The organism is Acinetobacter sp. YH12254 (assembly GCF_013417415.1).
In the GTDB taxonomy this organism is placed as follows: Bacteria; Pseudomonadota; Gammaproteobacteria; order Pseudomonadales; family Moraxellaceae; genus Acinetobacter; species Acinetobacter pseudolwoffii.
Genome location: NZ_VPEB01000008.1, coordinates 119446 through 142849, shown reverse-complemented (window position 1 = coordinate 142849; position 23404 = coordinate 119446). Strand labels below are relative to the sequence as shown.

At 42.8% G+C, this 23404-nt stretch carries 20 protein-coding genes; 3 read left to right on the top strand and 17 right to left on the bottom strand.

The window, feature by feature from the left end:
* Window positions 1–35 precede the first annotated feature (35 nt).
* Window positions 36–1094 carry an RNA-guided endonuclease TnpB family protein gene (locus tag FTV29_RS08220; protein ID WP_180075330.1) on the bottom strand — a complete coding sequence of 353 codons (1059 nt, stop codon included), beginning with the start codon at window positions 1092–1094 and terminating at the stop codon, window positions 36–38.
* 131 nt (window positions 1095–1225) lie between these two features.
* Here FTV29_RS08220 and FTV29_RS08215 point away from each other — a divergent pair, with 131 nt between their 5' ends.
* From FTV29_RS08215 to bfr, 3 genes are all read left to right on the top strand, one after another.
* Window positions 1226–1609 carry a RidA family protein gene (locus tag FTV29_RS08215; protein ID WP_004787096.1) on the top strand — a complete coding sequence of 128 codons (384 nt, stop codon included), beginning with the start codon at window positions 1226–1228 and terminating at the stop codon, window positions 1607–1609.
* Between the two features lie 218 nt (window positions 1610–1827).
* Window positions 1828–2022, top strand: a complete 195-nt coding sequence (locus FTV29_RS08210) for a bacterioferritin-associated ferredoxin (protein WP_004732422.1) — start codon at window positions 1828–1830, stop codon at window positions 2020–2022.
* A gap of 222 nt (window positions 2023–2244) precedes the next feature.
* Entirely contained in the window at window positions 2245–2709 is a 465-nt protein-coding gene (gene bfr / locus FTV29_RS08205; protein ID WP_180075329.1) for a bacterioferritin, read from the top strand.
* 397 nt (window positions 2710–3106) lie between these two features.
* On the opposite strand, the gene FTV29_RS08200 is transcribed toward bfr, so the two are convergent.
* The 16 genes from FTV29_RS08200 to FTV29_RS08125 form a co-directional block, all read right to left on the bottom strand.
* Window positions 3107–4738 carry a PglL family O-oligosaccharyltransferase gene (locus FTV29_RS08200; RefSeq protein ID WP_180075328.1) on the bottom strand — a complete coding sequence of 544 codons (1632 nt, stop codon included), beginning with the start codon at window positions 4736–4738 and terminating at the stop codon, window positions 3107–3109.
* Window positions 4739–4799: 61 nt separating this feature from the next.
* Complete coding sequence (locus tag FTV29_RS08195) at window positions 4800–6122, bottom strand: O-antigen ligase family protein (protein ID WP_180075327.1); 1323 nt, start codon at window positions 6120–6122, stop codon at window positions 4800–4802.
* A gap of 47 nt (window positions 6123–6169) precedes the next feature.
* Window positions 6170–6535 (bottom strand): prepilin-type N-terminal cleavage/methylation domain-containing protein, encoded by a 366-nt coding sequence (locus tag FTV29_RS15235; protein WP_180075326.1) that lies wholly within the window; start codon window positions 6533–6535, stop codon window positions 6170–6172.
* 210 nt (window positions 6536–6745) lie between these two features.
* Window positions 6746–7306 (bottom strand): TPM domain-containing protein, encoded by a 561-nt coding sequence (locus FTV29_RS08185; protein ID WP_180075325.1) that lies wholly within the window; start codon window positions 7304–7306, stop codon window positions 6746–6748.
* Window positions 7300–8346, bottom strand: coding sequence for a YgcG family protein (locus FTV29_RS08180; protein WP_180075324.1), 1047 nt, complete (start codon window positions 8344–8346; stop codon window positions 7300–7302). Before FTV29_RS08180 ends, FTV29_RS08185 begins: the two co-directional genes overlap by 7 nt.
* A 30-nt stretch (window positions 8347–8376) precedes the next feature.
* Window positions 8377–8967 carry a LemA family protein gene (locus FTV29_RS08175; RefSeq protein WP_180075323.1) on the bottom strand — a complete coding sequence of 197 codons (591 nt, stop codon included), beginning with the start codon at window positions 8965–8967 and terminating at the stop codon, window positions 8377–8379.
* A gap of 183 nt (window positions 8968–9150) precedes the next feature.
* Entirely contained in the window at window positions 9151–10572 is a 1422-nt protein-coding gene (locus tag FTV29_RS08170; RefSeq protein ID WP_180075322.1) for an FAD-dependent oxidoreductase, read from the bottom strand.
* A gap of 71 nt (window positions 10573–10643) precedes the next feature.
* Window positions 10644–15119, bottom strand: coding sequence for a glutamate synthase large subunit (gene gltB, locus FTV29_RS08165; protein WP_180075321.1), 4476 nt, complete (start codon window positions 15117–15119; stop codon window positions 10644–10646).
* Window positions 15120–15568: 449 nt separating this feature from the next.
* Window positions 15569–16447 carry a hypothetical protein gene (locus tag FTV29_RS08160; protein ID WP_180075320.1) on the bottom strand — a complete coding sequence of 293 codons (879 nt, stop codon included), beginning with the start codon at window positions 16445–16447 and terminating at the stop codon, window positions 15569–15571.
* Between the two features lie 12 nt (window positions 16448–16459).
* Window positions 16460–17539, bottom strand: a complete 1080-nt coding sequence (gene aroB, locus FTV29_RS08155) for a 3-dehydroquinate synthase (RefSeq protein ID WP_180075319.1) — start codon at window positions 17537–17539, stop codon at window positions 16460–16462.
* Between the two features lie 28 nt (window positions 17540–17567).
* Window positions 17568–18104: a shikimate kinase AroK gene (gene aroK / locus FTV29_RS08150; protein ID WP_180075318.1), complete on the bottom strand. Its 537-nt coding sequence runs from the start codon at window positions 18102–18104 to the stop codon at window positions 17568–17570.
* Between the two features lie 36 nt (window positions 18105–18140).
* Entirely contained in the window at window positions 18141–20273 is a 2133-nt protein-coding gene (gene pilQ, locus FTV29_RS08145; protein WP_373683605.1) for a type IV pilus secretin PilQ, read from the bottom strand.
* Between the two features lie 61 nt (window positions 20274–20334).
* Window positions 20335–20862, bottom strand: a complete 528-nt coding sequence (locus FTV29_RS08140) for a pilus assembly protein PilP (RefSeq protein ID WP_005094322.1) — start codon at window positions 20860–20862, stop codon at window positions 20335–20337.
* Window positions 20862–21575: a type 4a pilus biogenesis protein PilO gene (locus FTV29_RS08135; protein WP_005094323.1), complete on the bottom strand. Its 714-nt coding sequence runs from the start codon at window positions 21573–21575 to the stop codon at window positions 20862–20864. Before FTV29_RS08135 ends, FTV29_RS08140 begins: the two co-directional genes overlap by 1 nt.
* Window positions 21572–22210, bottom strand: a complete 639-nt coding sequence (locus FTV29_RS08130; RefSeq protein WP_074383632.1) for a PilN domain-containing protein — start codon at window positions 22208–22210, stop codon at window positions 21572–21574. Before FTV29_RS08130 ends, FTV29_RS08135 begins: the two co-directional genes overlap by 4 nt.
* Window positions 22210–23268 (bottom strand): pilus assembly protein PilM, encoded by a 1059-nt coding sequence (locus FTV29_RS08125; protein WP_005094327.1) that lies wholly within the window; start codon window positions 23266–23268, stop codon window positions 22210–22212. Before FTV29_RS08125 ends, FTV29_RS08130 begins: the two co-directional genes overlap by 1 nt.
* Window positions 23269–23404 lie beyond the last annotated feature (136 nt).

Here is a 23404-nt window from a genome sequence, read left to right as displayed (position 1 = left end):
CGAATATGATGTATGTTGATGTTGACATCCTCCAGCTAAAGCAAGCGGATTCCTACTGCTAGACGCTCATGCCCAAGCGCAAGTATGTTCTTAGCGGAATTTAAATCACGATGATTTATACTTCCACACTCACATTCCCATACTCTTATTCGCAAATCTGTTCTACCTTTGGGACTGCTAGAGGTAATTTCACCGCAGCACGAACAGATTTGGGTTGTGAATTTCTCACTGACTTCCTCAAACAATACCCCTGCGTTCTCGCATTTATACTTGAGCATTGTTTTCAGTGCTGAAAATCCTGTGTCCAAAACAGATTTCGCCATCTTGGTTTTTACAAGTTTGCTCGCACTTAAGTCACCTACAACAATCAGTGCATTTTCTTTCACAAGCAGAGTGCTTGCTTTATGCAAATGGTCTTTACGACAATTGGCAATTTTAGCGTGTAATGCACGTACACGTTTTTTATTTCTTGCTCTTTGAGCAATCCCTAATTTCTGCTCGTAATTACGGTAGAACTTAGGATTTGAAATTACAGTACCATCTGAGCAGGTGGCAACGTCTTTTAGACCAAGATCAATACCAATCGCTTTAGTTGCCGTTGGTTTGTCTTGTTTAGGTGAGTCCACAACAAGACACACATACCAGCGCCCACGACTATCCTCAACGAATGAGCCTGTTCTCACGCTGTATTTACTTATGCCGTAGCTATCCCATAGCTTAAATTTCTGCTTGCCGTATTGCACATATCCATCAGCATATTTAATCGCTACTTTTTTAAATGGTATCCAACCAAGCGAACGTCTTGCTGACTTCTTGTTACTCACACGCCATTTCAGCTTTGCTTTCTTGTGTTGTCTTCTTTTATCAACATATTCTTCTGTTATCCCTTGCACTGTTTGACTATGCAAACCACACAATTTTGAAGTTCCTTTTGTGTATTGAGTCATATCAAATGCTGAGAAAAAGTCACCTGTTCTTTTCAGGTGTTTGGAACTCAAATCATTCACATAATTCCAAACAAAGTTCACCTCAGATGCTAATTGCTCTAGCACCTTGCAATGTTTGTCTTTTATGCGTAATTTAAGTGTTTTCATGAGCTTATTTTAGATCATGTTAAATTAAAGGTGTTGATTTTAAAAAATTCAACGACATTTTATGTCGTATCGCTTATATCTCTGCCCTGAAGGACAGAGTTTTACGCTCCATTTGATAAAAGGAGAAATTAATGTTCCGCCAAGTAATCCATACTGAAAATGCCCCTGCTGCCATTGGCACCTATTCGCAAGCCATTCTTGTGGGCGATACCCTGTATCTATCTGGTCAAATAGGTTTAGATCCATACAGCATGGAACTGGTTGAAGGCATTGAAGCACAGATTCGCCGTGTATTCGATAATTTAAAAGCCGTCTGCGAAGCGGCCGGTGGCTCTCTGGCAGACATCGCCAAACTGAATATTTATCTGACTGATTTATCGCACTTCCAGCTGGTGAACCAGATTATGGGTGAATATTTTGCCCAGCCTTATCCAGCACGTGCAGCACTCGGTGTTGCCAGCCTGCCAAAAGATGCTCTGGTCGAGATGGATGGCGTTGTTATCATTCAGCAATAATTTTTAAAATTTATTTAATACCTAAACTTCTATATTTCGTTTGCAATCATGAATCACTCAAGCAAAAACCCGAGCAATAATCGGATTTTTGCTTGAGTGATATTTTTTTATCTAAATCACCAATCACAATAAAAGCTATTTCAAATGATTTTTATTGACAAACGATAACAATTATCAATAATATTACTTATCTTATTTAAACACTGTGGTTGTGTCCTATGTACGTTTGTTTATGCCGTGGCATTACAGATCAAGACATTAAAGATGCTATTGCAAATGGCGCTGAAACGTATCGTGATGTGCGCGATATATTGGACTTGGGAACCTGCTGTGGCCGCTGTGCGCCAGAAGCCCGTATGATCATCAGTGATGAAGTTTCACAAATTGCGGCCCGTTTGGCTGTGGCCGCCTAAACCGAATAAAGATAATCATAAATCAATGATCTCAGATCATTCCTCCTCCCCGCCTCTGACTCTGGCGGGTTTTTATTGCCGTTCATCTAAGCCTGGATCGATTTGATTGCGATTTTCATTTGCTGTTCTATAAATTACTCGCCATTGCCCCCTGACTTGCTTTACTATCATCCTTAGAGTGCTTTCTTAGAAAGATAAAACAGGTTCAAATGGAGTTATGTGATGAAAGGCAATCGTGATGTGATTAATCAGCTCAATCAGGTGTTGTATCACCACCTAACTGCAATTAACCAGTATTTCCTGCATTCACGCATGTTTAATGACTGGGGCATTGAGAAACTGGGCTCGGCAGAATATAAAGAATCGATCGTGCAGATGAAGCATGCCGATAAAATTATTGAACGGATTTTATTTTTAGAAGGTCTGCCGAATCTGCAACATCTGGGCAAACTGTATATCGGCCAGCACACTCAAGAAGTGCTGCATTGTGATGTACGTAAAGTTAAAGAAAACATTGAGACCATTCAGAAAGCGGTGGCACTGGCTGAGACTGAAATGGATTATGTAACCCGCGATCTAGTACAGGAAATTCTGGAAAAAGAAGAAGACTATCTGGACTGGACCACCACGCAAATCGACCTAATTGAAAGTGTGGGTATCGAAAATTATATTCAAAGTCAGCTCTAAGATTCGATTTAAAATCAAAAAGCCAGCATCTGCTGCAATGCCAGTCAGTTAAGAAATTGACTGGCATTTTCTTTTTTAAATTCATGATCATATTTGATAAGTAGAAAAGTCATCCGCAACTGTTTGAGGCAGGGCTAGATTTAAAAATGATTGTTTCTGCGACAAATTTACTAGTCGATGGTGGCTGACGAGTTTTGCGGTGAGGAGTATTGCTCCGCAAGATGCCTTCCTTGCGAAGCTTCGCTTCTCATTTGGGCGAAACCGAAGTAACAAATTATTCTCAAGTATTTGATTTATAACATTAATTCTCCGCCTTGAATAACTAAAAAGTTAAAGAGTCTATTTCTAAACTCCTTAACTGATCAGCATTAAGCATCTGCTGGCTTTTTTGTACTTATTAGCGCGGCATATCCCGAGTCACCTCTGCATAGCTCAGTTCAGTTTTCTGAATCGTATTTAAACGCTGCAGTTGATGCTGTGCTTCATCGACATAGCCGTTATACGCCAATAAACGAATATATTTTAAAAAGTTGTATTTGGTTGGATAGCTCACCACCAACTTTTCATATTGATGAATTTCATCTTCGCTCATCTTGCGATAAGGATTGACCCGAATCCAGGCGATTCGGTGATTAAACTCAGTCAGTAGATAGATCGGCTTTTCATTAGTGATCTTTTCAGGCTGCATTTCATAGCGAATACTTTGTCCGAGTTTTGGTACAGCAACATCATAATCCCGATAAATTACGACCAACAAGAGCAATCCAAGACTGAAAGTCAGTTTCAGCCATATCGAAGGCAAGGTAATGGTTTTAATTTTCGGATTTTGCGCCAAGACCGTGCCCAGAATAAATCCGACTGGCAACAGGAAATAGGCATAATGCTGTGGAAACTCAAACATGGCATGCGTGACAAATGCTCCAATCATCAGAATCCCGATGACAGACTCTGGGGTATTGATCCAGCGTTGTAGCTGATAACCCAAATAACCAAAATAGGCCAAGAAAGGCAGACCGATGAACAGTCCATTCCAGAGCAAAAAGTCCAGAATAAAATTATGCGCGCTACGAATCCAGACCGGACCTTGCACCGTATCGCTGATCGAGACAAAAGCCACACTGGTCTGATACCAGCCATAGCCAAACCATGGCTGTGCCTGAATGGCTGCCAGCATTTGCTCCCAGATCGCGAGGCGTGACATATCTCCGGTGGCACGTGACACCACATCACGGCTTTGAACGACATCCGCATCTATCGCTTGGACAGCAAGCTGACTGAGTAATGGAAAAGTTACAATACAGGCAATAAAGAAGACGAACCAAGCAGTGCTGTAATACCATTTCAGGCGAATAATACCTTTATATTGATAAAATGCCAGATACAGTATGATCGCAATCGCAGCCACCCAAGCAGTACGTGACTGACTTAACGCCACTCCCATGACAATCACAGCAGCGCAGGCAAATAGCCACTTGGTCTGGATTTTTTTCTTTTCATAGAGGTACAGGCAGCTCATCAATGCCATGACCAAAAAAGTTGCCATATTATTTGGCTGGGCGAAATTGGCATAGGGCCGCTGGTTGCCACTGATATTTACCATGCCTGGCAATACTGAATCCAGATTTGTCCATTGGCAAATCGCAATAATTCCTGTGGCTGTACCTGATGCTAGAAACACATAGCTTAGATTAGTAAAGGTTTCTTCCCGGTTATAATTTCCTATTGAAAGGTTATAACCCAGTACACTTGCCAACCAAAACCCAAACACGAAAATAAAGCCCATCATGGCAGTGCTAAAGAAAAATACCTGTCCTGCCAGAAAATAGAGCAGCGGCATACCAGCTAGCAGTAATAATGGCAGACTGACTACAGGAACTCTTAATTGTTCTTTTAAACAAATTGCAGACAAGGCAAATAGCGCAAAAAAGGCATATAGCTCACCTGTGTATGTGACCCAAGGGCGGTAATGTACAGGCATGAGCCATGCGAGGGAGATAAGGATTGCTGCGATAAAAATTAAATATTTCATGTGGCTTAAAACTTAAATCATTTAATTTAGCTCTGTAGCTTAAACTTATATACTTTATAAGTTAATCTATTTCTTGTAGATGTAGAGATTTACCACCACGCCAAAATCTTGGAGTATTTACTCCTTCCATACCCATACAATTTAGACAGGTGATATCCCCCCAATGAAATATTAAAAAATATCCAATGCAGATAAGAGCAACTACAGAAAAAATATATTTATAAAATTGATAATTAAAAGATGGATCTACAATTCCTGCAACTCTATGCTGATTAATTTGATTCAGTAATAATCCAATTACAAGCATAAAGTTCATCTGGGACATTGGTAAAATAAAAAGTCCACTGAATAACCCATCAATTAAAATAGCGATAGCACAAAGAACAATAAATGGACTTAACCCTTTAATATTTTTTAATAAATAGGAATACAACCAAAATAATAAAACTATTAAAAGAATACCTCCAGTACCCCATTCTGACATAAACTGAATTATTAGATTATGTGGAGAACTTAAATACTCTTGTGTATCAAGTGAAAAATTAGCACCACCATGACCAAATAATGGTTTTTCTAAAAAGCGTCTTATACCATAAAGCCAAAGCTCATAACGTCCACTTGCAGTATCACGAAATACTGTACCAATAGATAGTGGATTGAATCTTAAATACAAGGTATGAACGGTAAAAGCTAAAAAATATATAATGATACTAATAGATAATATTTTCCTATACTTGGTGTAGATAAAAAATGCTAAAAAAATTGGTATGATAATTGATATTAAAGCAGAACGTGCTCCATCAAAAAAAAGCATTAAAATATAAAAAAAATACAATATAAAAAAATACTTTGAAAATATATTTTTTTTAGCTATGAAGTATAAACATAAAAATATAGGTAGGATCAGCATCGAGTCAAAAAATCGATAATTATCAGCCCAACCATGCCAACCAATTAATCCTCCCGTATGAAAACTCATATACACACAAATGAAAAACAATAAAATATTATAAACAGGTAACAAACAAAGAATTAAAAGAAATATATCTATGTTTTTCTTTTTAAAATCAATAGTAGAGAAAATATAAGTCGCATATGCTAATAAATAAAGCATTACAAATTCTGTTAAAGAAAAATAAAAATAGGGGTGAAATATAATAGATACTAAAAGATATACTACAAGCACAATAGAATATAAAAATATTTTTTTATTTAAAGAATTTTTCTTATTTTTATAAAAACCATACATAATAATATATGTATAGATTAATAATCCGAAAATTCGAGCCTGATCATAATGTGTAGCATAAAGAACAGGTAAAAAACCAAATAAAAAACTAGCGTAAAAAAATATAATAACTATATAAAATATAATAGTAATCATTAAAATTTAAGGAAGTCCAATGCAGAGACATTGGACTTCCTCTTATATTAAGATGTCGCTACAGAACATTGAGCACCATTTTCCATGTCACAAGTAATTGCATTACCTGTACCCTCAATTGCCTCTGTAGTTAAAGTTGCACCATCTAAACTATCTGCATCCGTAATAGCATCAGCACCACTAATCTCAGCACAATGTGGTGCATTAGGGCTCGGTTGAGTACCACGGTTAGGATCTATAGCCCAAGTATATAATTCATTTGCGAAACCTTTAACTTCAGCCACACAGGTTGCATCACGGGACTTTTTGGTATAATTCTGATAAGCAGGAAGCGCAATTGCCGCCAAAATACCGATAATTGCTACAACGATCATTAATTCAATAAGGGTAAAACCCTTTTGTACTGTATTCATAACATTCTCCACAAATGTTTTTTGTTTATTTATAAGCCTAAAGAAAAAGCTCATTTAGCTTATTTTATATTTAGCACTAAGTGTGCCAAGTTTTATTATAATAAAATTGACAGAAAAAACAGCACTTTAAAAAAATATTTTTATTTTTGTAACTACTATGTTTTATTTTGTGTAACTAACTGACAAATTTTGTCAGTTAGTTGACTAAAATCACCCTAAAATTATCGGTTTATTCCCTAATTCATTGTTTAAATCATCTATTTTACGATCATAGTACTGATCTAAAACCTCTCCAATCTGCTGCACACCCTCAATTACACCTTCTTTAAACTTCTGCTGAGCCAGATTTTGAATGATGCTTTGGCAGATTTCATCCCAGACTTGCTGCGTTGTCGCATTCTTAATTCCCCGATCAATCACAATTTCAACCTTATGCTCGCACAGGTTCAAATAAAGCAATACCCCACTGTTATATTCAGTATCCCAAACGCCAATTTCAGCAAATAACTGTCGGGCACGACATAAGGTATCTTGATAATAAGCAGATCGTGAAGGCAGGCAACCTTCAATCACCACCTGAATCTCCCCAACATGCCCATGCTCGGCTTCTTCGACTGCCACTGCAATGGCATGCTGATCCTGCTTGGAGAAAAAGCGTTTGGTTGCCGGCATATAAAAGAAATGCTTGAGCCAGCGTTTAAAGCTTGGCTGTGTATGTTCTTCCAACTTAGGCTGCGTGACAATTTCTGTCGTATCTGTAGTTGTTACCATGAGCCTGATGCTCCTCCCCCACCAAATCCACCACCGCCACCGCCGAAGCCGCCGCCCCCAAAACCACCACGACCACTACCGCCGCGGCCACCACCTGCCATAAAGGCATGTAAAATCAGCTGGGCCAGTGAAGTGACCAATAAAAAGAATACCCCGGCACCAATCATTAAACTGGCAATTAAACCCATGCCATTGACCAGACCGGCAGCTGTCCCTGCAACTGCGGCAGTCGCAGCACTGAGTTTCCTGCCAAAAATCATGGAACCTATGACACCCGCAATAATAATAAAGATGACACTCCCAAAAGTAGCTTGCGATGCTTTTTGGGCCTGATAAGCCTGTTCCTGACGCTCTTTCAGTTCATCCGCCGCCTGTGCTGCAATTTCAGGATCCAGATTTAAAATCCGTTCTATTTCAGCCAGTCCTGAGTCGATCCCCTGCGCATATTGAGCCTGTTTAAAATACGGCGTAATCTTGTCATTGATAATCCGGCCTGCCACGATATCGGGCAGCACCCCTTCCAGACCATAACCGGTCAGGATCTGAATACGGCGATCATTGATAGCAATCGTCATCAATAAACCATTATCGCGTTTGGCTGAACCGAGCTGCCAGGCATCAGCCACGCGCATGGAATAATCAAAAATATCTTCCTGCTCCGTGGTCGGAACAATCACGACACCAATCTGGCCTTTACCGGCATTATGCAAGTTTAAAATGCGTTGACTAATCGCCTGCTTCTCAGCTGGACTAAGTAAATTCGCCTGATCAATCACCGGTTCATTCAGACTGGGTAAATCACGCTGAATCTGGCCTTCAGCCATATCATTGGCAATCTGTGGCTGCTGGGCTGGTGTTACTTCAGTATCCGGTTGAGCTGTTTGAGAATTAGTCACAGCCGGCTTTTGTAATATTTCGCGCGCCACAATGACTTCTTCAGTATCCGTAGCTGTGGCATTTTCTGCTGATACAGGCACTACCATCCCCATGGCCAACATGAGGAGCAACCCGGCACGGTATTTCAGCAGCATCTCAGACATCTGATTTCTCGCTTATTTACAAGTCAGTCATTATTCAAAGGAAACCGTTGGAGCTTTTTGGGCACTTTGCTCGGCACTAAAGTTTGGTTTGGTATCCATACCAATTACTTTAGCCGTCATCACTTGCGGGAATTGACGCGCATAAGAGTTAAAGTCCTGAACCGTGGTGATATAACGGTTACGTGCTACAGCGATTCGATTTTCAGTACCTTCGAGCTGCACCTGCAAATCACGGAACTGCTGATTGGCTTTCAGGTCTGGATAATTCTCAGTCACCGCCAAAAGACGCGACAAAGCACTGGTCATTTGCGACTGCGCTTCCTGATAACGCTGGAATAATTCAGGATCTTCCAGTACTTCACGATCTACTTTTAAACCGGCAACATTGGCACGTGCTTGAGTCACTTCGGTCAATACCTGCTCTTCATGCGCGGCATAGCCTTTGACTACATTGACCAGATTAGGCACCAAATCGGCACGGCGCTGATACTGGTTTTGTACTTCCGACCAGGCGGCAGTGACTGCTTCATCTTTGACTTGTAAGGTGTTATAACCACAACCACTCAGGGTCAAGGTACTGGCCAGCATCAAGGCGATAAGAGATTGTTTGAATACATGCATGATATCTTGTCCTCAATTCTTTATTAATATTTATATAATTAATTTGATTTTAAACAGTATTTTCTAAAGTTTTGTTACTTTTTATAATCTTTTTTAAGGGCTTCTCTTTAAGTTAGACAATATCCAAAAATAAAAAACCCGCCGTAGCGGGTTGTTTGAATGACTTCAGTGAATTTTCAACTGTTAAACATCTAGATAATCCAGAATTCCTTCAGCTGCCTGACGGCCTTCCCAGATCGCAGTTACCACCAGATCTGAACCACGCACCATATCACCACCGGCGAAGATTTTTGGATTCGAGGTCTGGAATTTGTATTGCTGCTGCTCAGCGGCAACGACACGACCTGAACCATCCAGATTGATTTTTACATCAGTAAACCAATCTGCTGGGCTGGTACGGAAACCAAAAGCAAGTAGGACTGCATCCGCCGGAAGAATTTCTTCTGAACCCGGAATCGGCTCTGGACTACGGCGACCACGACTGTCCGGCTCACCCAGCTGAGTAGTAATAAATTTCACACCGGTCACTTTACCATTTTCACCAACAATCTCGATAGGCTGACGGTTAAACTGGAAATTCACCCCCTCTTCACGTGCATTTTGTACTTCACGACGTGAACCCGGCATGTTTTCTTCATCACGACGATAGGCACAGACCACCGATTCAGCACCTTGACGGATCGAAGTTCGGTTACAGTCCATCGCAGTATCACCACCGCCTAGCACGATGACTTTTTTACCTTCAACGCTGATATATTCTGCTGGATCTTTTTCCCAGCCTTGGCAACGATTCACGTTGGCAATCAGGAAATCCAGCGCATCATAAACACCATTCAGGTCTTCACCGGTGAAACCACCTTTCATGTAAGTGTAAGTTCCCATCCCCATAAACACCGCATCGTAGTCGGCCAGTAACTGGTCGATGGTGACATCGCTACCAATTTCAGTATTCAGACGGAATTCCACCCCCATACCGGTGAAAATTTCACGGCGGCGTTTCATCACGTCTTTTTCCATCTTGAATTCTGGAATACCAAAAGTTAAAAGACCACCAATTTCAGGACGTTTATCGAATACGACTGGCTTTACGCCGGCACGAACCAGAATATCTGCACAACCAAGACCCGCAGGACCGGCGCCAATAATCGCGACTTTTTTGTCGGTCCATTTCACATTGGACATATCGGGACGCCAGCCCAAAGCAAAGGCGGTGTCATTGATGTATTTTTCCGCATTACCAATCGTCACGGCACCGAAACCATCATTTAGGGTACAGGCGCCTTCACAGAGACGGTCTTGCGGACAAACACGGCCACAGACTTCCGGCAAGGTATTGGTCTGATGACAGAGTTCAGCTGCCTGGAATAAACGCCCTTCCGCCACCAGTTTGAGCCAGTTGGGAATATAGTTATGTACCGGACATTTCCACTCACAATACGGGTTACCACAACCCAGACAACGATGGGTCTGGTTCGCCGCAACTTCTGTCGTAAACGGCTTATAAATTTCCACAAATTCTGCTTTGCGGACATCAATATCTTTTTTCTCTGGATCTTGGCGTGCTACATCCAGGAATTGAAAGTCATTACTTAGGCGTTCTGCCATGTCTCTCTCCGTGGGTCGATGCAGGGGGGTTACCTTGCCCTGCATCTGCCTTTATTTCTGCAGTCGTGGAATTATTGTGGATCAGCTTGAGTGGTTTTTAACAGCGTTTGCAAGTTAGCAGCTTTGGGTTTAACCAACCAGAACTTACGGCTGTAGAAATCAAACTCGTGGCGGATCTTGTACGCCCAAGCACTACCAGTTTCTTGAATATGTTCATCCAAGATACGACCCAGGAATGCTTTATGCTCTTCCATCGCTTCAGTGGAAATACGGTTCAGTTCAATTAGCTCATGGTTATAATGATCAACAAAGTCATTATCCAGGTCCAATACATAAGCAAAACCCCCGGTCATACCCGCACCGAAGTTATGCCCGACTTTACCGAGGACGGTGACGATACCGCCAGTCATATATTCACAGCAGTGGTCGCCGGCCCCTTCAATCACGGCGAAGGCACCCGAGTTACGTACGGCAAAACGTTCACCCGCAGTCCCTGCGGCAAACAGTTTCCCACCCGTTGCACCATACAGACAGGTGTTGCCAATAATTGCGGTATTTTGCGTCTGGAACGGTGAACCTTTCGGTGGGAAGATCGAGAGTCGTCCACCGGCCATGCCTTTACCGACATAGTCATTGGCATCGCCTTCCAGTTTGATATGCAGGCCACCGGCGTTCCAGACACCCAGCGACTGACCTGCAGTACCATTCAGGTGTACTTTCACCGGATGATTTTCCATGCTCAGGTTGCCATAACGGCGGGCAATTTCACCGGATAAACGCGCACCAATCGAACGGTCACAGTTACCAATCGAGAAGTGATACTCACCGCCTGTTCCGGCTTCAATTGCAGGCAGGATTTCCGCCACCATTTTCTCTGCCAGAATGCCTTTATCAAATGGTGCATTGCCCTGTACTTCGCAGTACTGTGCTTTACCTTCTGCAGCAGGATGTGACTCAAGCAATTTGCTTAAATCAAGATGTGCATGCTTTGCAGTTTCACCTGGCAAGACTTCAAGCAGATCCGTACGGCCAATCAGGTCTTTCAGACTCGATACACCAAGTGCTGCCAGCCATTCACGGGTTTCTTCAGCAATAAAGGTGAAGAAGTTAATCAGCATCTGTGGTTCGCCGATGTAGTGTTCCTGACGCAAGTGATCTTGCTGAGTTGCTACACCGGTTGCACAGTTATTCAAGTGACAGATACGCAGGTATTTACAGCCCAATGCAATCATTGGGGTTGAACCAAAACCAAAGCTTTCAGCACCTAAAATGGCTGCTTTCACGACATCCAGACCGGTTTTTAAACCGCCATCTGTCTGTACGCGAACTTTACCACGCAGGTCATTCACACGAAGGGCCTGATGCGCTTCAGAAAGACCCAGTTCCCACGGTGAACCTGCATGATGAATTGAAGAAAGTGGAGAAGCCGCTGTCCCGCCATCATAACCAGAAATGGTAATGAAATCGGCATACGCTTTCGCTACACCTGCCGCAATCGTACCGACACCCGGTTCAGAAACCAGCTTAACTGACACCATCGCCTGTGGGTTAACCTGTTTTAAATCAAAGATCAACTGTGATAAATCTTCAATTGAATAGATGTCATGATGCGGAGGTGGCGAAATCAAGGTAACGCCCGGCACAGAGTAACGTAAACGGGCAATGAGACCATTCACTTTACCACCCGGCAACTGACCACCTTCACCTGGTTTTGCACCTTGCGCGACTTTAATCTGGAGAACTTCTGCTGATGTTAAATAAGCAGGCGTTACACCAAAACGGCCCGATGCAATTTGTTTGATTTTCGAGTTACGGATGGTGCCGTAACGTGCTGGATCTTCACCGCCCTCGCCTGAATTCGAGCGACCGCCAATCGTGTTCATGGCAATCGCTATCGCCTCATGTGCTTCAGGTGACAAGGCACCCAAAGACATGCCGGCAGAGTCAAAGCGCGGCAGGATTTCTTCTACCGATTCCACTTGTTCCACTGGAATCGAATTATCAGTTTTCAGTTTGAACAGGTCACGAATGGTGGCAATCGGACGGTTATTCACCAGTTCGGCATATTCTTTAAAGTCGGAATAATTACCCGAACGCACTGCTTTATGCAGCGAGTTGATTACATCCGGATTAAAGGCATGATATTCCTTACCAAAGACAAACTTCAGCAAACCACCCTGATCAATGGGTTTACGGTTTTTCCAGGCAAGATCCGCCAGCTGTTTTTGATCATTTTCAAGATCAACAAAGGTTGCACCCTGAATACGGCTTGGCACACCAATGAAACATGTATCAACCACTTCATTCGACAGACCGACGGCTTCAAATAACTGACCGCCACGATAAGAGGCCACCGTCGAAATTCCCATTTTTGATAGAACTTTCAGTAAGCCTTTCTCAATGCCTTTACGGAAATTGTTTTGTGCATAGATTGGATCACCCAAGAGCTCGCCTTTGGCAACCAGATCATTGATCACGTCATAAGCCAGATATGGATAAATCGCAGTTGCGCCAAAGCCGAGAAGCACTGCGAACTGATGTGGATCACGGGCAAAACCGGTTTCAACAATCAGATTAGCATCGGTACGCAAACCGGTATTAATCAAGTAATGATGCACCGCACCGGTCACCATAAAGGCATTGGCCGGCAAGTGGCCTTCACGAATTTTCTTGTCTGAAAGCATCAGTAAAGTTTTGCCATCACGAATCGCTTGTGCAGCCTCGATGCAAATACGCAGAATTGCGGCTTGTAAACCTTCAGTTTCAGTATAGTTCAGGTCGATGTCAGCAATTTCGTAACCTTTACGCCCCAAGGTACGAATTTGATGCATTTTCGAATTTGACAGTACCGGACTGGAAATAATCAGACGGTCAGCATGTTCAGGCCCCTGTTCAAACACGTTCTGTTCACGGCCTAAACAGGTTTCCAGTGACATCACGATCGATTCACGTAACGGATCAATTGGCGGGTTGGTCACCTGCGCAAACTGCTGACGGAAATAATCCGAAACATGGCGCACCTGACGTGACAATACTGCCATGGGCGTATCATCACCCATGGATCCCACAGCTTCCTGACCACTTTCCGCGATTGGACGCAATAACTGGTCACGTTCTTCAAAGGTCACCATGAACATTTTTTGGGCCGCTTTCAGGCCATCGCCTTTTAAGCCTTGCTCACATAAATATTCTTCCAGCTCGGGGCTACCTTGCAAACGCACAGAGTTTTCACGTAACCATTCACGGTATGGACGCATACGTTTTAAATGATGATTCACATCTTGTGTATCCAGTACCTTGCCGGTTTGCGTATCGATCACCAGCATTTGGCCGGGGCCAACACGACCTTTAGAAATCACATCTTCAGGTTGATAACCCCAGACCCCAATTTCCGACGCCAGCGTGATATAACCATTTTTGGTAATCACCCAACGTGCCGGACGCAGACCGTTACGATCCAGCATACAAATCGCATGACGGCCATCCTGAATCACCAGACCTGCCGGGCCATCCCAGGCTTCCATATGTTTTGAGTTAAATTCATAGAAAGCACGCAAGTCCGCATCAAGCGTTTCCACGTTCTGCCACGCAGGCGGAACCAGCATACGTAAGGCACGGAACAGATCCATACCACCACCGACCAGAATCTCCAGCATATTGTCCAGGCTTGAAGAATCCGAACCGGTACGATTCACAATCGGTTTTAGTTCAGTTAAACCCGGCAATAAGGGATTTTCAAATTTTGGCACACGCGCCATGGCCCAGTTACGGTTGGCCGTAATGGTGTTGATTTCACCATTGTGCGCCAGATAACGGAACGGCTGTGCCAACGGCCAGCGTGGCAAAGTATTGGTCGAGAAGCGCTGATGGAACACCACGATATGCGATTCCAAACGTGGATCAGCCAGATCTGTATAAAAATCTGCAATCGCTTCTGGCATCATCAAGCCTTTATAGCTGATCACCGTTGAACATAAAGTAGTGACATAGAAAGACGTATCATTGCTTAACAGCTGCTCTGCACGACGGCGTGCCAGGAATAACTTACGGTTAAACTCAACCTCAGTCACACCCATTGGACAGTTAACAATAATCTGTTCAAATGCTGGCATCGATTGCAAAGCAATTTCACCAAGGGCATCGACATGGGTTGGAATCACACGCCAAGCCAGAACAATGAGACCTTCAGCTTCAATTTCTTTGTTTAAAACCTGTTTGGCATGTGCAGCAAGCGCAGGATCAAGATTTAGGAACACCGAACCGACAGCAAAGACTTCACTTAAAGTTGTATCACTTAAGCGTTTTGCTTCTTCACGAAAGAACTTTTTCGGCATCGCCAAAAGCAGACCACAGCCATCCCCAGTCTTGCCATCGGCGGCAATACCACCACGATGGGTCATACAACTTAGGCTATGAATCGCGGTCTTGACAAGATCATGGCTTGCATCGCCCTGCATATGGGCAATTAAACCGAAACCACAGTTATCTTTAAACTCATCCGGTTGGTATAAACCTTGAGCGGGAGCTACATTATTAGGCGATGGCATGTGCATAGCGTACCCTTCTTTTCACGAAGCCTTATAGGCTGTTAAACAATCTAAATTCTTCTCTGCGCTGCGTGTAATGGACTTTCGAAGACCGTCTTGCTAGAGCAAAATCTTTTCATCTTTATTTCTTCAGACTAGTCCTTTTTCAGACCGAATGCATAAAAAATAAAGTTTATTTTGCTGATGAATAACATAAAAATCAGGAATAAATATGACATTCATAGGTTGTCATCGAATCATTTTTCGCGCTAAAACAGGGAGATTAATTCAATCCATGCACCAATAAAGCAAATTACATGCCAACAAATAGCACATAAATTAAAACCATACAGATGACAAAGCTTTAACAAGGATTACAGGGATACTGGTTATTTTTAATGTGTATTTTTTGCACCAAAAGCGCACATTTCTAATTAGGTCATTTTTTTGGTGCGCTATTTTAGAACGGATTAGTTAAAAGGATCACTAATCTCATTGTTTTGAGGACGGAAATCCCCCCCCTGGTTCGGTCGATTATTATTGTTTTGTGGTTGCGGAGCACCTTCCACAGCGCTCTCGGATTTCTGTACATCGAGCACATTTCCAGCGGCATCACGACGCACAATTGTGGTACTGGTAGTCGCAGCATCAGAGCTACGCGGCTTGGACTCAGTCTGGGTTTGCTGCTGTCTAAGTCGCACCGATTCATCTACTTTCGGCAAAGGCACATTTTTCAAACGAATTTCGTAAAGCTTTTGATTACTGGCCAATTCCTCGGAACCCAGATTATTGACCAGACCAACATATTGTTGCATTGCGACAACTTCAGGTTTGACGGATGCCGGCAGATTTAACTGTAATGTAGATAAAGCCTGATTGGCTTGCGCCGCAGTCTTATATTGACCATAGAGCAATACATATTGTTCCGGCTGGTTTTCACCTGATATTCTTAAATAAATAAAAGGCTTACGATCTAATTGTTTTTTAAGAAAGCTTTTTAAGATCGCTTCATTACCCACCCGAAACAGTTCAATCGCATGCTGGTTTTTAGCTTCATTCACAAACTTGGTACCGCGAAATTCTGGCGCATGACTGGCATTTACGACGGTACGTGTATTTAAATCTAACGGTTTGACTTCCTCAAAAAGTGCACCAAGATGGTTCATTGTTGCCACTTTTTCAGGTTGAATCTGCAACTGGACTTCGGTTTCAGGCTTTTTTTCAATTTCAATGACATCATCTGAATCGGTAATCGCCCAAAAAACCAAAGCGGCAAATAGACAGCATACGCCACAGACCAGCCAGAAATAGTGCTGAACTTTTTGCCAGGGTGTACGTAATGCTGCCATATAAAATAAAACCTATGCCTGATTGGCTAAAATTGCCTGTTTCATGAACTCAAGATCAAAGTCCCGAGTAATCACTGCTTTGCCTAATTGCTGTAACAAGACCAGACGAAGCTGTCCATTCAAGACTTTCTTATCATGGGCCATATAGGCCAGGAAATCATCCAGAGGAATTTTAGGACAAACCACAGGCAGTTTGGCACGAGAAATGATTTTTTTTGTACGCGTGAGATCTGCATCAGAAATCCAGCCCATACGTTGTGACAAGTCCGCAGCCATCACCATACCGGTCGCAACTGCTTCACCGTGCAACCAGACCCCGTAGCCCATATAAGATTCAATCGCATGACCAAAGGTATGTCCAAGATTTAGCAAAGCACGTTCACCTTGCTCTTTTTCATCATTCGCAACAATTCGGGCTTTATGGGCACATGAACGATACACCGCTTCAGCCAATAACGTTTCATCTCGACCAACCAGAGCATCCATGTTCTCTTCTAGCCAGACCAGAAATTCTTCATCACCGAGTAGTGCATATTTAATCACTTCAGCCAAACCTGCTGAAAGTTCGCGATCAGGCAAAGTGGAAAGCTGAGACATATCTGCCAATACCACTTGCGGTTGCTGGAACGCACCAATCATGTTTTTACCCAGTGGATGATTAATCCCGGTTTTTCCACCAACACTTGAATCTACTTGCGACAGCAAGGTCGTCGGCACCTGGATAAAGTACACCCCGCGCTGAAAACAGGCCGAAGCAAAGCCAGCCATATCCCCAATCACTCCACCACCGAGCGCAAGTACGGTACAGTCCCGATTAAAACCGGCCTCAAGCAATGCATCAAAAATCAGACTCAGATGCTGACTATCTTTAAATTTTTCGCCATCTGGCAAGATGCAGGTGGCTACATGTTTATCTAAAGCTTCAACCGCAGTTTGATAACGTTCTAGATAAAGTGGGGCAACTGTTGCATTGCTTACAATCATCACTTGCTTGCCATGAATATAGGGTGCCAATAAGGCTTGTGGATCTAGTTCGCTCCCGATAAAAATAGGGTATCGACGTTCTCCGAGTTCTACATATAAGGTTTGCATGCTTGATTAACCACTTTATTCAATAAACTTAGTTTTTGGAAGTAATGAGATTGAGAATTCGCTGCGCTAGATCTCGTGCCGCACCTTGATTGGTCTCAATAATATGATGTGCCACTTCCCGATACAAGGGATCACGAATTGCCAATAAATCACGCAACTTTTGTTCCGGATTTTCGACTTGAAGGAGTGGACGATTTTTATCGCGATAAGTACGTTGCAGCTGAATTTCAACAGGTGTGTAAAGATAAACCACAATACCACGCTGTTTTAAATAATCTCGATTTAAGACCTGTGTAATCGCCCCACCACCAGTGGCTAAAACTAAATGCGGGCGTGAAGTAAGCTCATTAATCACAGCAGTTTCACGGTCACGAAAACCCTGCTCCCCTTCTTTTTCAAAGATCCAAGGAATGGTCGCACCTGTTTTACGTTCAATTTCATGATCACTGTCTAGAAATTCGCGTCCTAACAATTCTGCGAGATGTCGTCCTACTGTTGTTTTACCGGCCCCCATCGGCCCTACCAAATAGATATTTGGTAGGGTTTCAAACTCTTTGCTTGGCAAGGAGTCACCTATTCGTTTTGTTAAATTCAAAATATATTAATGATTTCTTGAAACACTGTCATTAACAATTCGAGGTGTAACGAAAATCAGTAGCTCGCGCTTGTTGTCTGATTTTAAATCTTTACGGAATAAACGCCCTACATAAGGAATATCGCCTAAGAATGGAACTTTAGTCTGTTGGTTCAAAGTTTCTTGTTCAAAAATACCACCCAAGACAACCGTTTCACCATTTTCAACCAAGACATTAGTATTCAAACGGTTTTTATTTAAGTAATATTCTCCCATTGGGGTTACCCCAGCGATACTATCACTAGAAATATCTAATTCCATTTGCACTTTACCATCAGGCGTGATGCTTGGCGTCACATCAAGCTTCAATACAACATCTTTAAACTCAGTAGTCGCTGTAGCATTTGCTCCACTCCCTTCTGTAGATTGATATGGTACTTCTAAACCAGATTCAACAGTCGCTTTTTGTTTATCTGCGGTCAGAACTTTTGGCGTAGAAACAACTTCACCATAACCATCTGCCTGCAATGCAGACAGTTCCAGATCCAGCATAAAATCAGAGAGACTGATTAAACCAAAGGCAATACGACCAGCTGCATTTTCCACTCCCAAATCAACATTCAGGTTATCTGGACGCTGAATTTCATAAGTTGGAATTCCTGTAGCACTATCAATCTCAGGCGTTCTTAAATCCCATAATGTTGTATCGCTACCACCGACCAGAAGGCTATTATTGTTGGTAATTCCTTGTGACAGAATCCCCCACTTCACCCCCATTTCTTTGGCAAACTCAGTAGATGCTCGCACTACACGTGCTTCAACCATTACTTGCTTGACCTGTACATCAAGCAGATCCACCATATTACGAATTTTATCGATAAAAGGCTGGGTATCATTTACAATCAGCGTATTGGTACGGGCATCGATAGACACTGAACCACGTGAGCTTAACAAGCTTTCTTTATCTTCATTATTGGTCGTATTAGAAGAATTATTTGATGAGTTATTTGAATTTTGTGCAGATTTATTCTGGGTAATCAGCTTTTCAATATCCGCTGCTTTAGCATAACTCAGCTGCATATATTCAGTCTGAATAGGGGCAAGTGCAACGCTCTGCTTCAAGGCTTTTGCCTCTTCCTCTTCTGCCTTAATCAGTTCTGTCACTGGTGCAATCCAGATCACATTACCATTACGGCGTTTATCCAGGTTTTTGGTTTTCAGTACAATATCCAGTGCTTGATCCCAAGGCACTTCTTTTAGGCGCAAGGTAATATTGCCTTGTACACTATCTGCTGCCACCATATTGATATCAGTAAAATCAGCCAAAAGCTGTAGTACACGACGTACTTCAATATCCTGGAAATCGAGTGAAATTTTCTTGCCGCTATAAGCCACGGTCTTCGGACGTAGCGGACTCTTGGCTTCCGGACGTTTCAAACTAATGGTCAGCTTATTATCCGTTTGATAAGCCATATATTCATAACTTTCCCCGGACTGGATCGTAATCACACCTGATCCATTTTGATTCACTGCATCCACACTCGACACAGGCGTCGCAAAATCATTCACATTCAGACGACGGGTCAAATGCGTCGGGATCTTCGTGCCTAAGGTTCGAACAATGATTTTAGTTCCCTGCTGCTGTACATCAACCGGGGTGTTGTTGCCTGCCAGGTCAATCACTACCTGACCTTCACCTTGAGCCCCACGCTGGAAACTGATATTGCTAATTCCCTGAGCTGACTGCTGTAATACCGGTTGAGCTGTCGCGACTGGCGTCGCTGAATTGATTTTCAGGATAAAGGTATTCCCTTCAACTCGCGTAGTAAAGGCACCAGCATCTGCCAGATTAACAGTCAAACGGGCACGTTGTGCATCCGAAGTCACATCGACCGAACTGGCTTCACGTGTTGCCACCGGAATATTGCTTTGCTTTAAGTTTTGTTGGGCCTGGTCAAAATCTAAAATTAGACGTGAAGGTGATTCTAATTGATAGGCCTGTGGCTGTGGTGGCAAACCATTGAACATCACCCGAATTTCAGTTCCTTGTCCAGGAAGCTGCATAGCTACGATATTGGTCACGGCTACCTGCGCGCTAGCTGCTTGCATCACCGCAATCGCAACAGCACCCATTGAAAACTGACGAAACACACGATTCATTGTATTAGCATCCCCAAAAATAAATTCTTTAATACTCTTATTCATTGTTATTCCCTAAAACTTATGGTGCCGGCCCAATCAAAACCAGACTTCGCGGACGCTCCACATATCCTTCACGGCCATCTGGAATAATCTCAATCAAATCGATCTGCGTTGGTGTAATACCACTCACACGACCATGATTAAGCCCCATATAGCTACCACGCTGTATCCGTTCAATCTCACCGTCCGGTGTCTGGATTAAAGCCAGAATCTGTCCGGCCTGATTACGCATGCTGCCTTTCATGCTCAAGGTTTCCAGAGGATAACTTTCCAGTGGTTGCAATTGACGTGACAAATTTGGATAAACCCGTTTCCCTGCCATAATCTTTAGCTCGGCAGCCAGAGAACTTGGCAGGAAAGGACTTTTGATCTGATGTGCTGCATAGTTGAAGGTTTCAACTGGCATAAAATCGGGTGCAGGTTCAATCGGCAAAGGTGGCTGGTTACGAATATTGGCCATTTCCTGATTGACTGCATCAATACGTGAATCGCATCCCAGCAATACCAGTCCAAGCGCTAAAACTGAAGTAATTTTAATCCTATTCATTACTGCGCCCCCTGAGTCGTGCTCGTACCTGCTGAAGAAGCCTCGGCATTGCCCACATAACGATAGGTTTTGGCCTTGACCACATAATCAATCACCGGAATCTCAGACTTTTTCTCTTTATTCTCAGTACCGGTAATGGTGAAATCATGCAAGGTAACAATACGCGACAAACCTGCAATACTGCTGACAAAAGAGCCAAAAGCGTGATAATCCCCAGTCGCTTCAATCGCAATGGGCTGTTCAATAAAGAACTCTTGCTTAATTTCAGGTTCCAGACGGATATTTTTAAACTTCAGACCTGAATTGACACCGCTCAGGTTAATATCCTCAACCAGACCCGGAATTTCAGTTTCCTTCGGCAATTGTTCTAATTGCTGGTTAAAACGTGCTTCCATTTCCTGAAGCTGAATCTGATACTGTTGTAGATTACGTAATTTTGATTCCTTTTCACGAAACTCATTCAGCAGGTTTTGTTCCTGGGCACTGGCTTGTGAAATCGATTCAATCGTACTTCTGGTCAGAGCAAAATAAATCAGCATAAATACCAAGATAACAATAAAAATCCAGCAGCTAATCTTGACCGATAAAGGCCAGCTGCCATAATTATTAGGATCTAGGGTATTGAATTGCTGAAAAAATTTCTCAACTGTCATTTTATTTTTAGGTACAGCCACGGCATCCTGGCTGAACTCATCGAATTTTTCATTACTCATGATGATGCCCCCGGAGTGGTATTGGCTGCTTGCTGTTCTTCATTCAGTACCGGTTCAGCGATCTGATCCAGATCCACAGTCACGGTAAAGCTGCCATAAGACTCTTCAACACGTGGAATAATCGAGCTCGGTGCCTTTTCTTTGGATTCTTCAGCCACCAGAAAGACATTCATAAAGGCATTTCGGTACCAGGAGGAAGCTTCCAGATTACGCAGTAATTCTGCTACGGTATTTGGACTCTCGGCTCGACCTTCGATGCTAAATTTATCGCCAGTACGCTGAAACTTGGTGATGTACATATTGGCTGGTGTCACCCGTACAATTTCATCAATCAAATGCACCGCGATCGGACGTTGCGTTTGCAAGCCCTGAATCAGCTTCATCCGCTCAACAATGGCATTACGTTGCTCTTGCAAACCTTCTAGCGCTTTTAACTGCACATCCAGATTCTGGTTGGTACTTTGAATCAGCTGATTGGCCTGTTCCTGATCCTGAAGCTTGTGATCATAATAAAACCAGGTTGAACCTGCCGCCGCCAGTCCTAAGAAAAGCGCCCCCACACAGATTGCCACGAATTCATTATTTCTTTTAATTCTTAGCTCATCACGCCAAGGAAGTAAGTTAATCTTTGCCATTAATCAAAACTCCTCAATGCCAAACCACATGCAACCATGAGTGATGACGCGTCATTTTCAATTTTTTTAATATCAATTTGAGGAGAAAAGCCCATTTGCAAAAATGGATTCGCGATCGTGACACGGTAACCGAGTTTTTGTTGTAATAATTTTGCCAGACCTGGAATATTGGCATTCCCGCCGGCCAATAAAATATGATCAATCTCATTAAACTGAGACGATGAAAAGAAGAATTGTAATGACCGCGCTGCCTGTTGCACTACGGCATCCAGGAACGGTTCTAGCACTTCAATATCATAATCATCTGGCAAAGCACGGGTTTTTTTAGCACGCCCGGCTTCTTCAAAAGACAGACCATAACGGTTCTGAATTTCCTGAGTCAGCTGTTTGCCACCGAACACCTGCTCACGGGTATAAATAATTTTGTTGTTCTGCATGACAGACAAGGTGGTCATACTATGTCCAATGTCTAAAATACCGACAGTATTTACCCCCATCGGCAAAGTATCCGAAAACACTTTAAAAGCATTTTCCAGCGCAAAACTTTCTACATCCGCGATCTTGGGTGTCAGTCCGGCAATTTCCAAAACTTCAGAACGTGCTTCAATATTTTCAATGCGGGTTGCCACCAACAGCACATTGACCCGGTTTGGATTGGCAAGACGGTCAGGCAGAACTTCAAAGTCCAGACTGGCTTCATCGAGTGGGAACGGAATATACTGTTCTGCATCCTCACGAATCTGAACTTCACGCTCATCATTCGACATGTCTGCATCCATCTCGATAGTTTTGGTAATCACCATAGAGGTTGGAATGGCAAAAGCGGCATGATTCGACTGGGTGTTGGCCAAATTAATTGCACGCCCAAGGGCATCCGCGACTGCTTCCGGGTTTAAGACGTTTTTTTCAACAACACTGTTTTCCATTAATGGGACCAAAGCATAGCTCTCTACCCAGTAACGGCCACTTTTTACAGAAAGCTCTAAAACCTTAACAGAAGTCGAACTAATATCAACTCCTATTAACCCCTTATTTGGTTTACGATATAACCTGCGCACAATATAATTCCTATTATTTTTTTGTCCCCAATTAAATCTAACTTACTAATCGATCCGATCTATAATTTTATATAGATACAATAACTCATCTAACAATATGTATATCTAAAGGATATACTGATCGGTAATTAGTTCG

Bases quoted from the DNA above. Each gene is read 5' to 3' on its own strand.
- FTV29_RS08220 (WP_180075330.1), bottom strand. From the start codon at position 1,094: ATGAAAACACTTAAATTACGCATAAAAGACAAACATTGCAAGGTGCTA.
- FTV29_RS08215 (WP_004787096.1), top strand. From the start codon at position 1,226: ATGTTCCGCCAAGTAATCCATACTGAAAATGCCCCTGCTGCCATTGGC.
- FTV29_RS08210 (WP_004732422.1), top strand. From the start codon at position 1,828: ATGTACGTTTGTTTATGCCGTGGCATTACAGATCAAGACATTAAAGAT.
- bfr (WP_180075329.1), top strand. From the start codon at position 2,245: ATGAAAGGCAATCGTGATGTGATTAATCAGCTCAATCAGGTGTTGTAT.
- FTV29_RS08200 (WP_180075328.1), bottom strand. From the start codon at position 4,738: ATGAAATATTTAATTTTTATCGCAGCAATCCTTATCTCCCTCGCATGG.
- FTV29_RS08195 (WP_180075327.1), bottom strand. From the start codon at position 6,122: ATGATTACTATTATATTTTATATAGTTATTATATTTTTTTACGCTAGT.
- FTV29_RS15235 (WP_180075326.1), bottom strand. From the start codon at position 6,535: ATGAATACAGTACAAAAGGGTTTTACCCTTATTGAATTAATGATCGTT.
- FTV29_RS08185 (WP_180075325.1), bottom strand. From the start codon at position 7,306: ATGGTAACAACTACAGATACGACAGAAATTGTCACGCAGCCTAAGTTG.
- FTV29_RS08180 (WP_180075324.1), bottom strand. From the start codon at position 8,346: ATGTCTGAGATGCTGCTGAAATACCGTGCCGGGTTGCTCCTCATGTTG.
- FTV29_RS08175 (WP_180075323.1), bottom strand. From the start codon at position 8,967: ATGCATGTATTCAAACAATCTCTTATCGCCTTGATGCTGGCCAGTACC.
- FTV29_RS08170 (WP_180075322.1), bottom strand. From the start codon at position 10,572: ATGGCAGAACGCCTAAGTAATGACTTTCAATTCCTGGATGTAGCACGC.
- gltB (WP_180075321.1), bottom strand. From the start codon at position 15,119: ATGCCATCGCCTAATAATGTAGCTCCCGCTCAAGGTTTATACCAACCG.
- FTV29_RS08160 (WP_180075320.1), bottom strand. From the start codon at position 16,447: ATGGCAGCATTACGTACACCCTGGCAAAAAGTTCAGCACTATTTCTGG.
- aroB (WP_180075319.1), bottom strand. From the start codon at position 17,539: ATGCAAACCTTATATGTAGAACTCGGAGAACGTCGATACCCTATTTTT.
- pilQ (WP_373683605.1), bottom strand. From the start codon at position 20,273: ATGAATCGTGTGTTTCGTCAGTTTTCAATGGGTGCTGTTGCGATTGCG.
- FTV29_RS08140 (WP_005094322.1), bottom strand. From the start codon at position 20,862: ATGAATAGGATTAAAATTACTTCAGTTTTAGCGCTTGGACTGGTATTG.
- FTV29_RS08135 (WP_005094323.1), bottom strand. From the start codon at position 21,575: ATGAGTAATGAAAAATTCGATGAGTTCAGCCAGGATGCCGTGGCTGTA.
- FTV29_RS08130 (WP_074383632.1), bottom strand. From the start codon at position 22,210: ATGGCAAAGATTAACTTACTTCCTTGGCGTGATGAGCTAAGAATTAAA.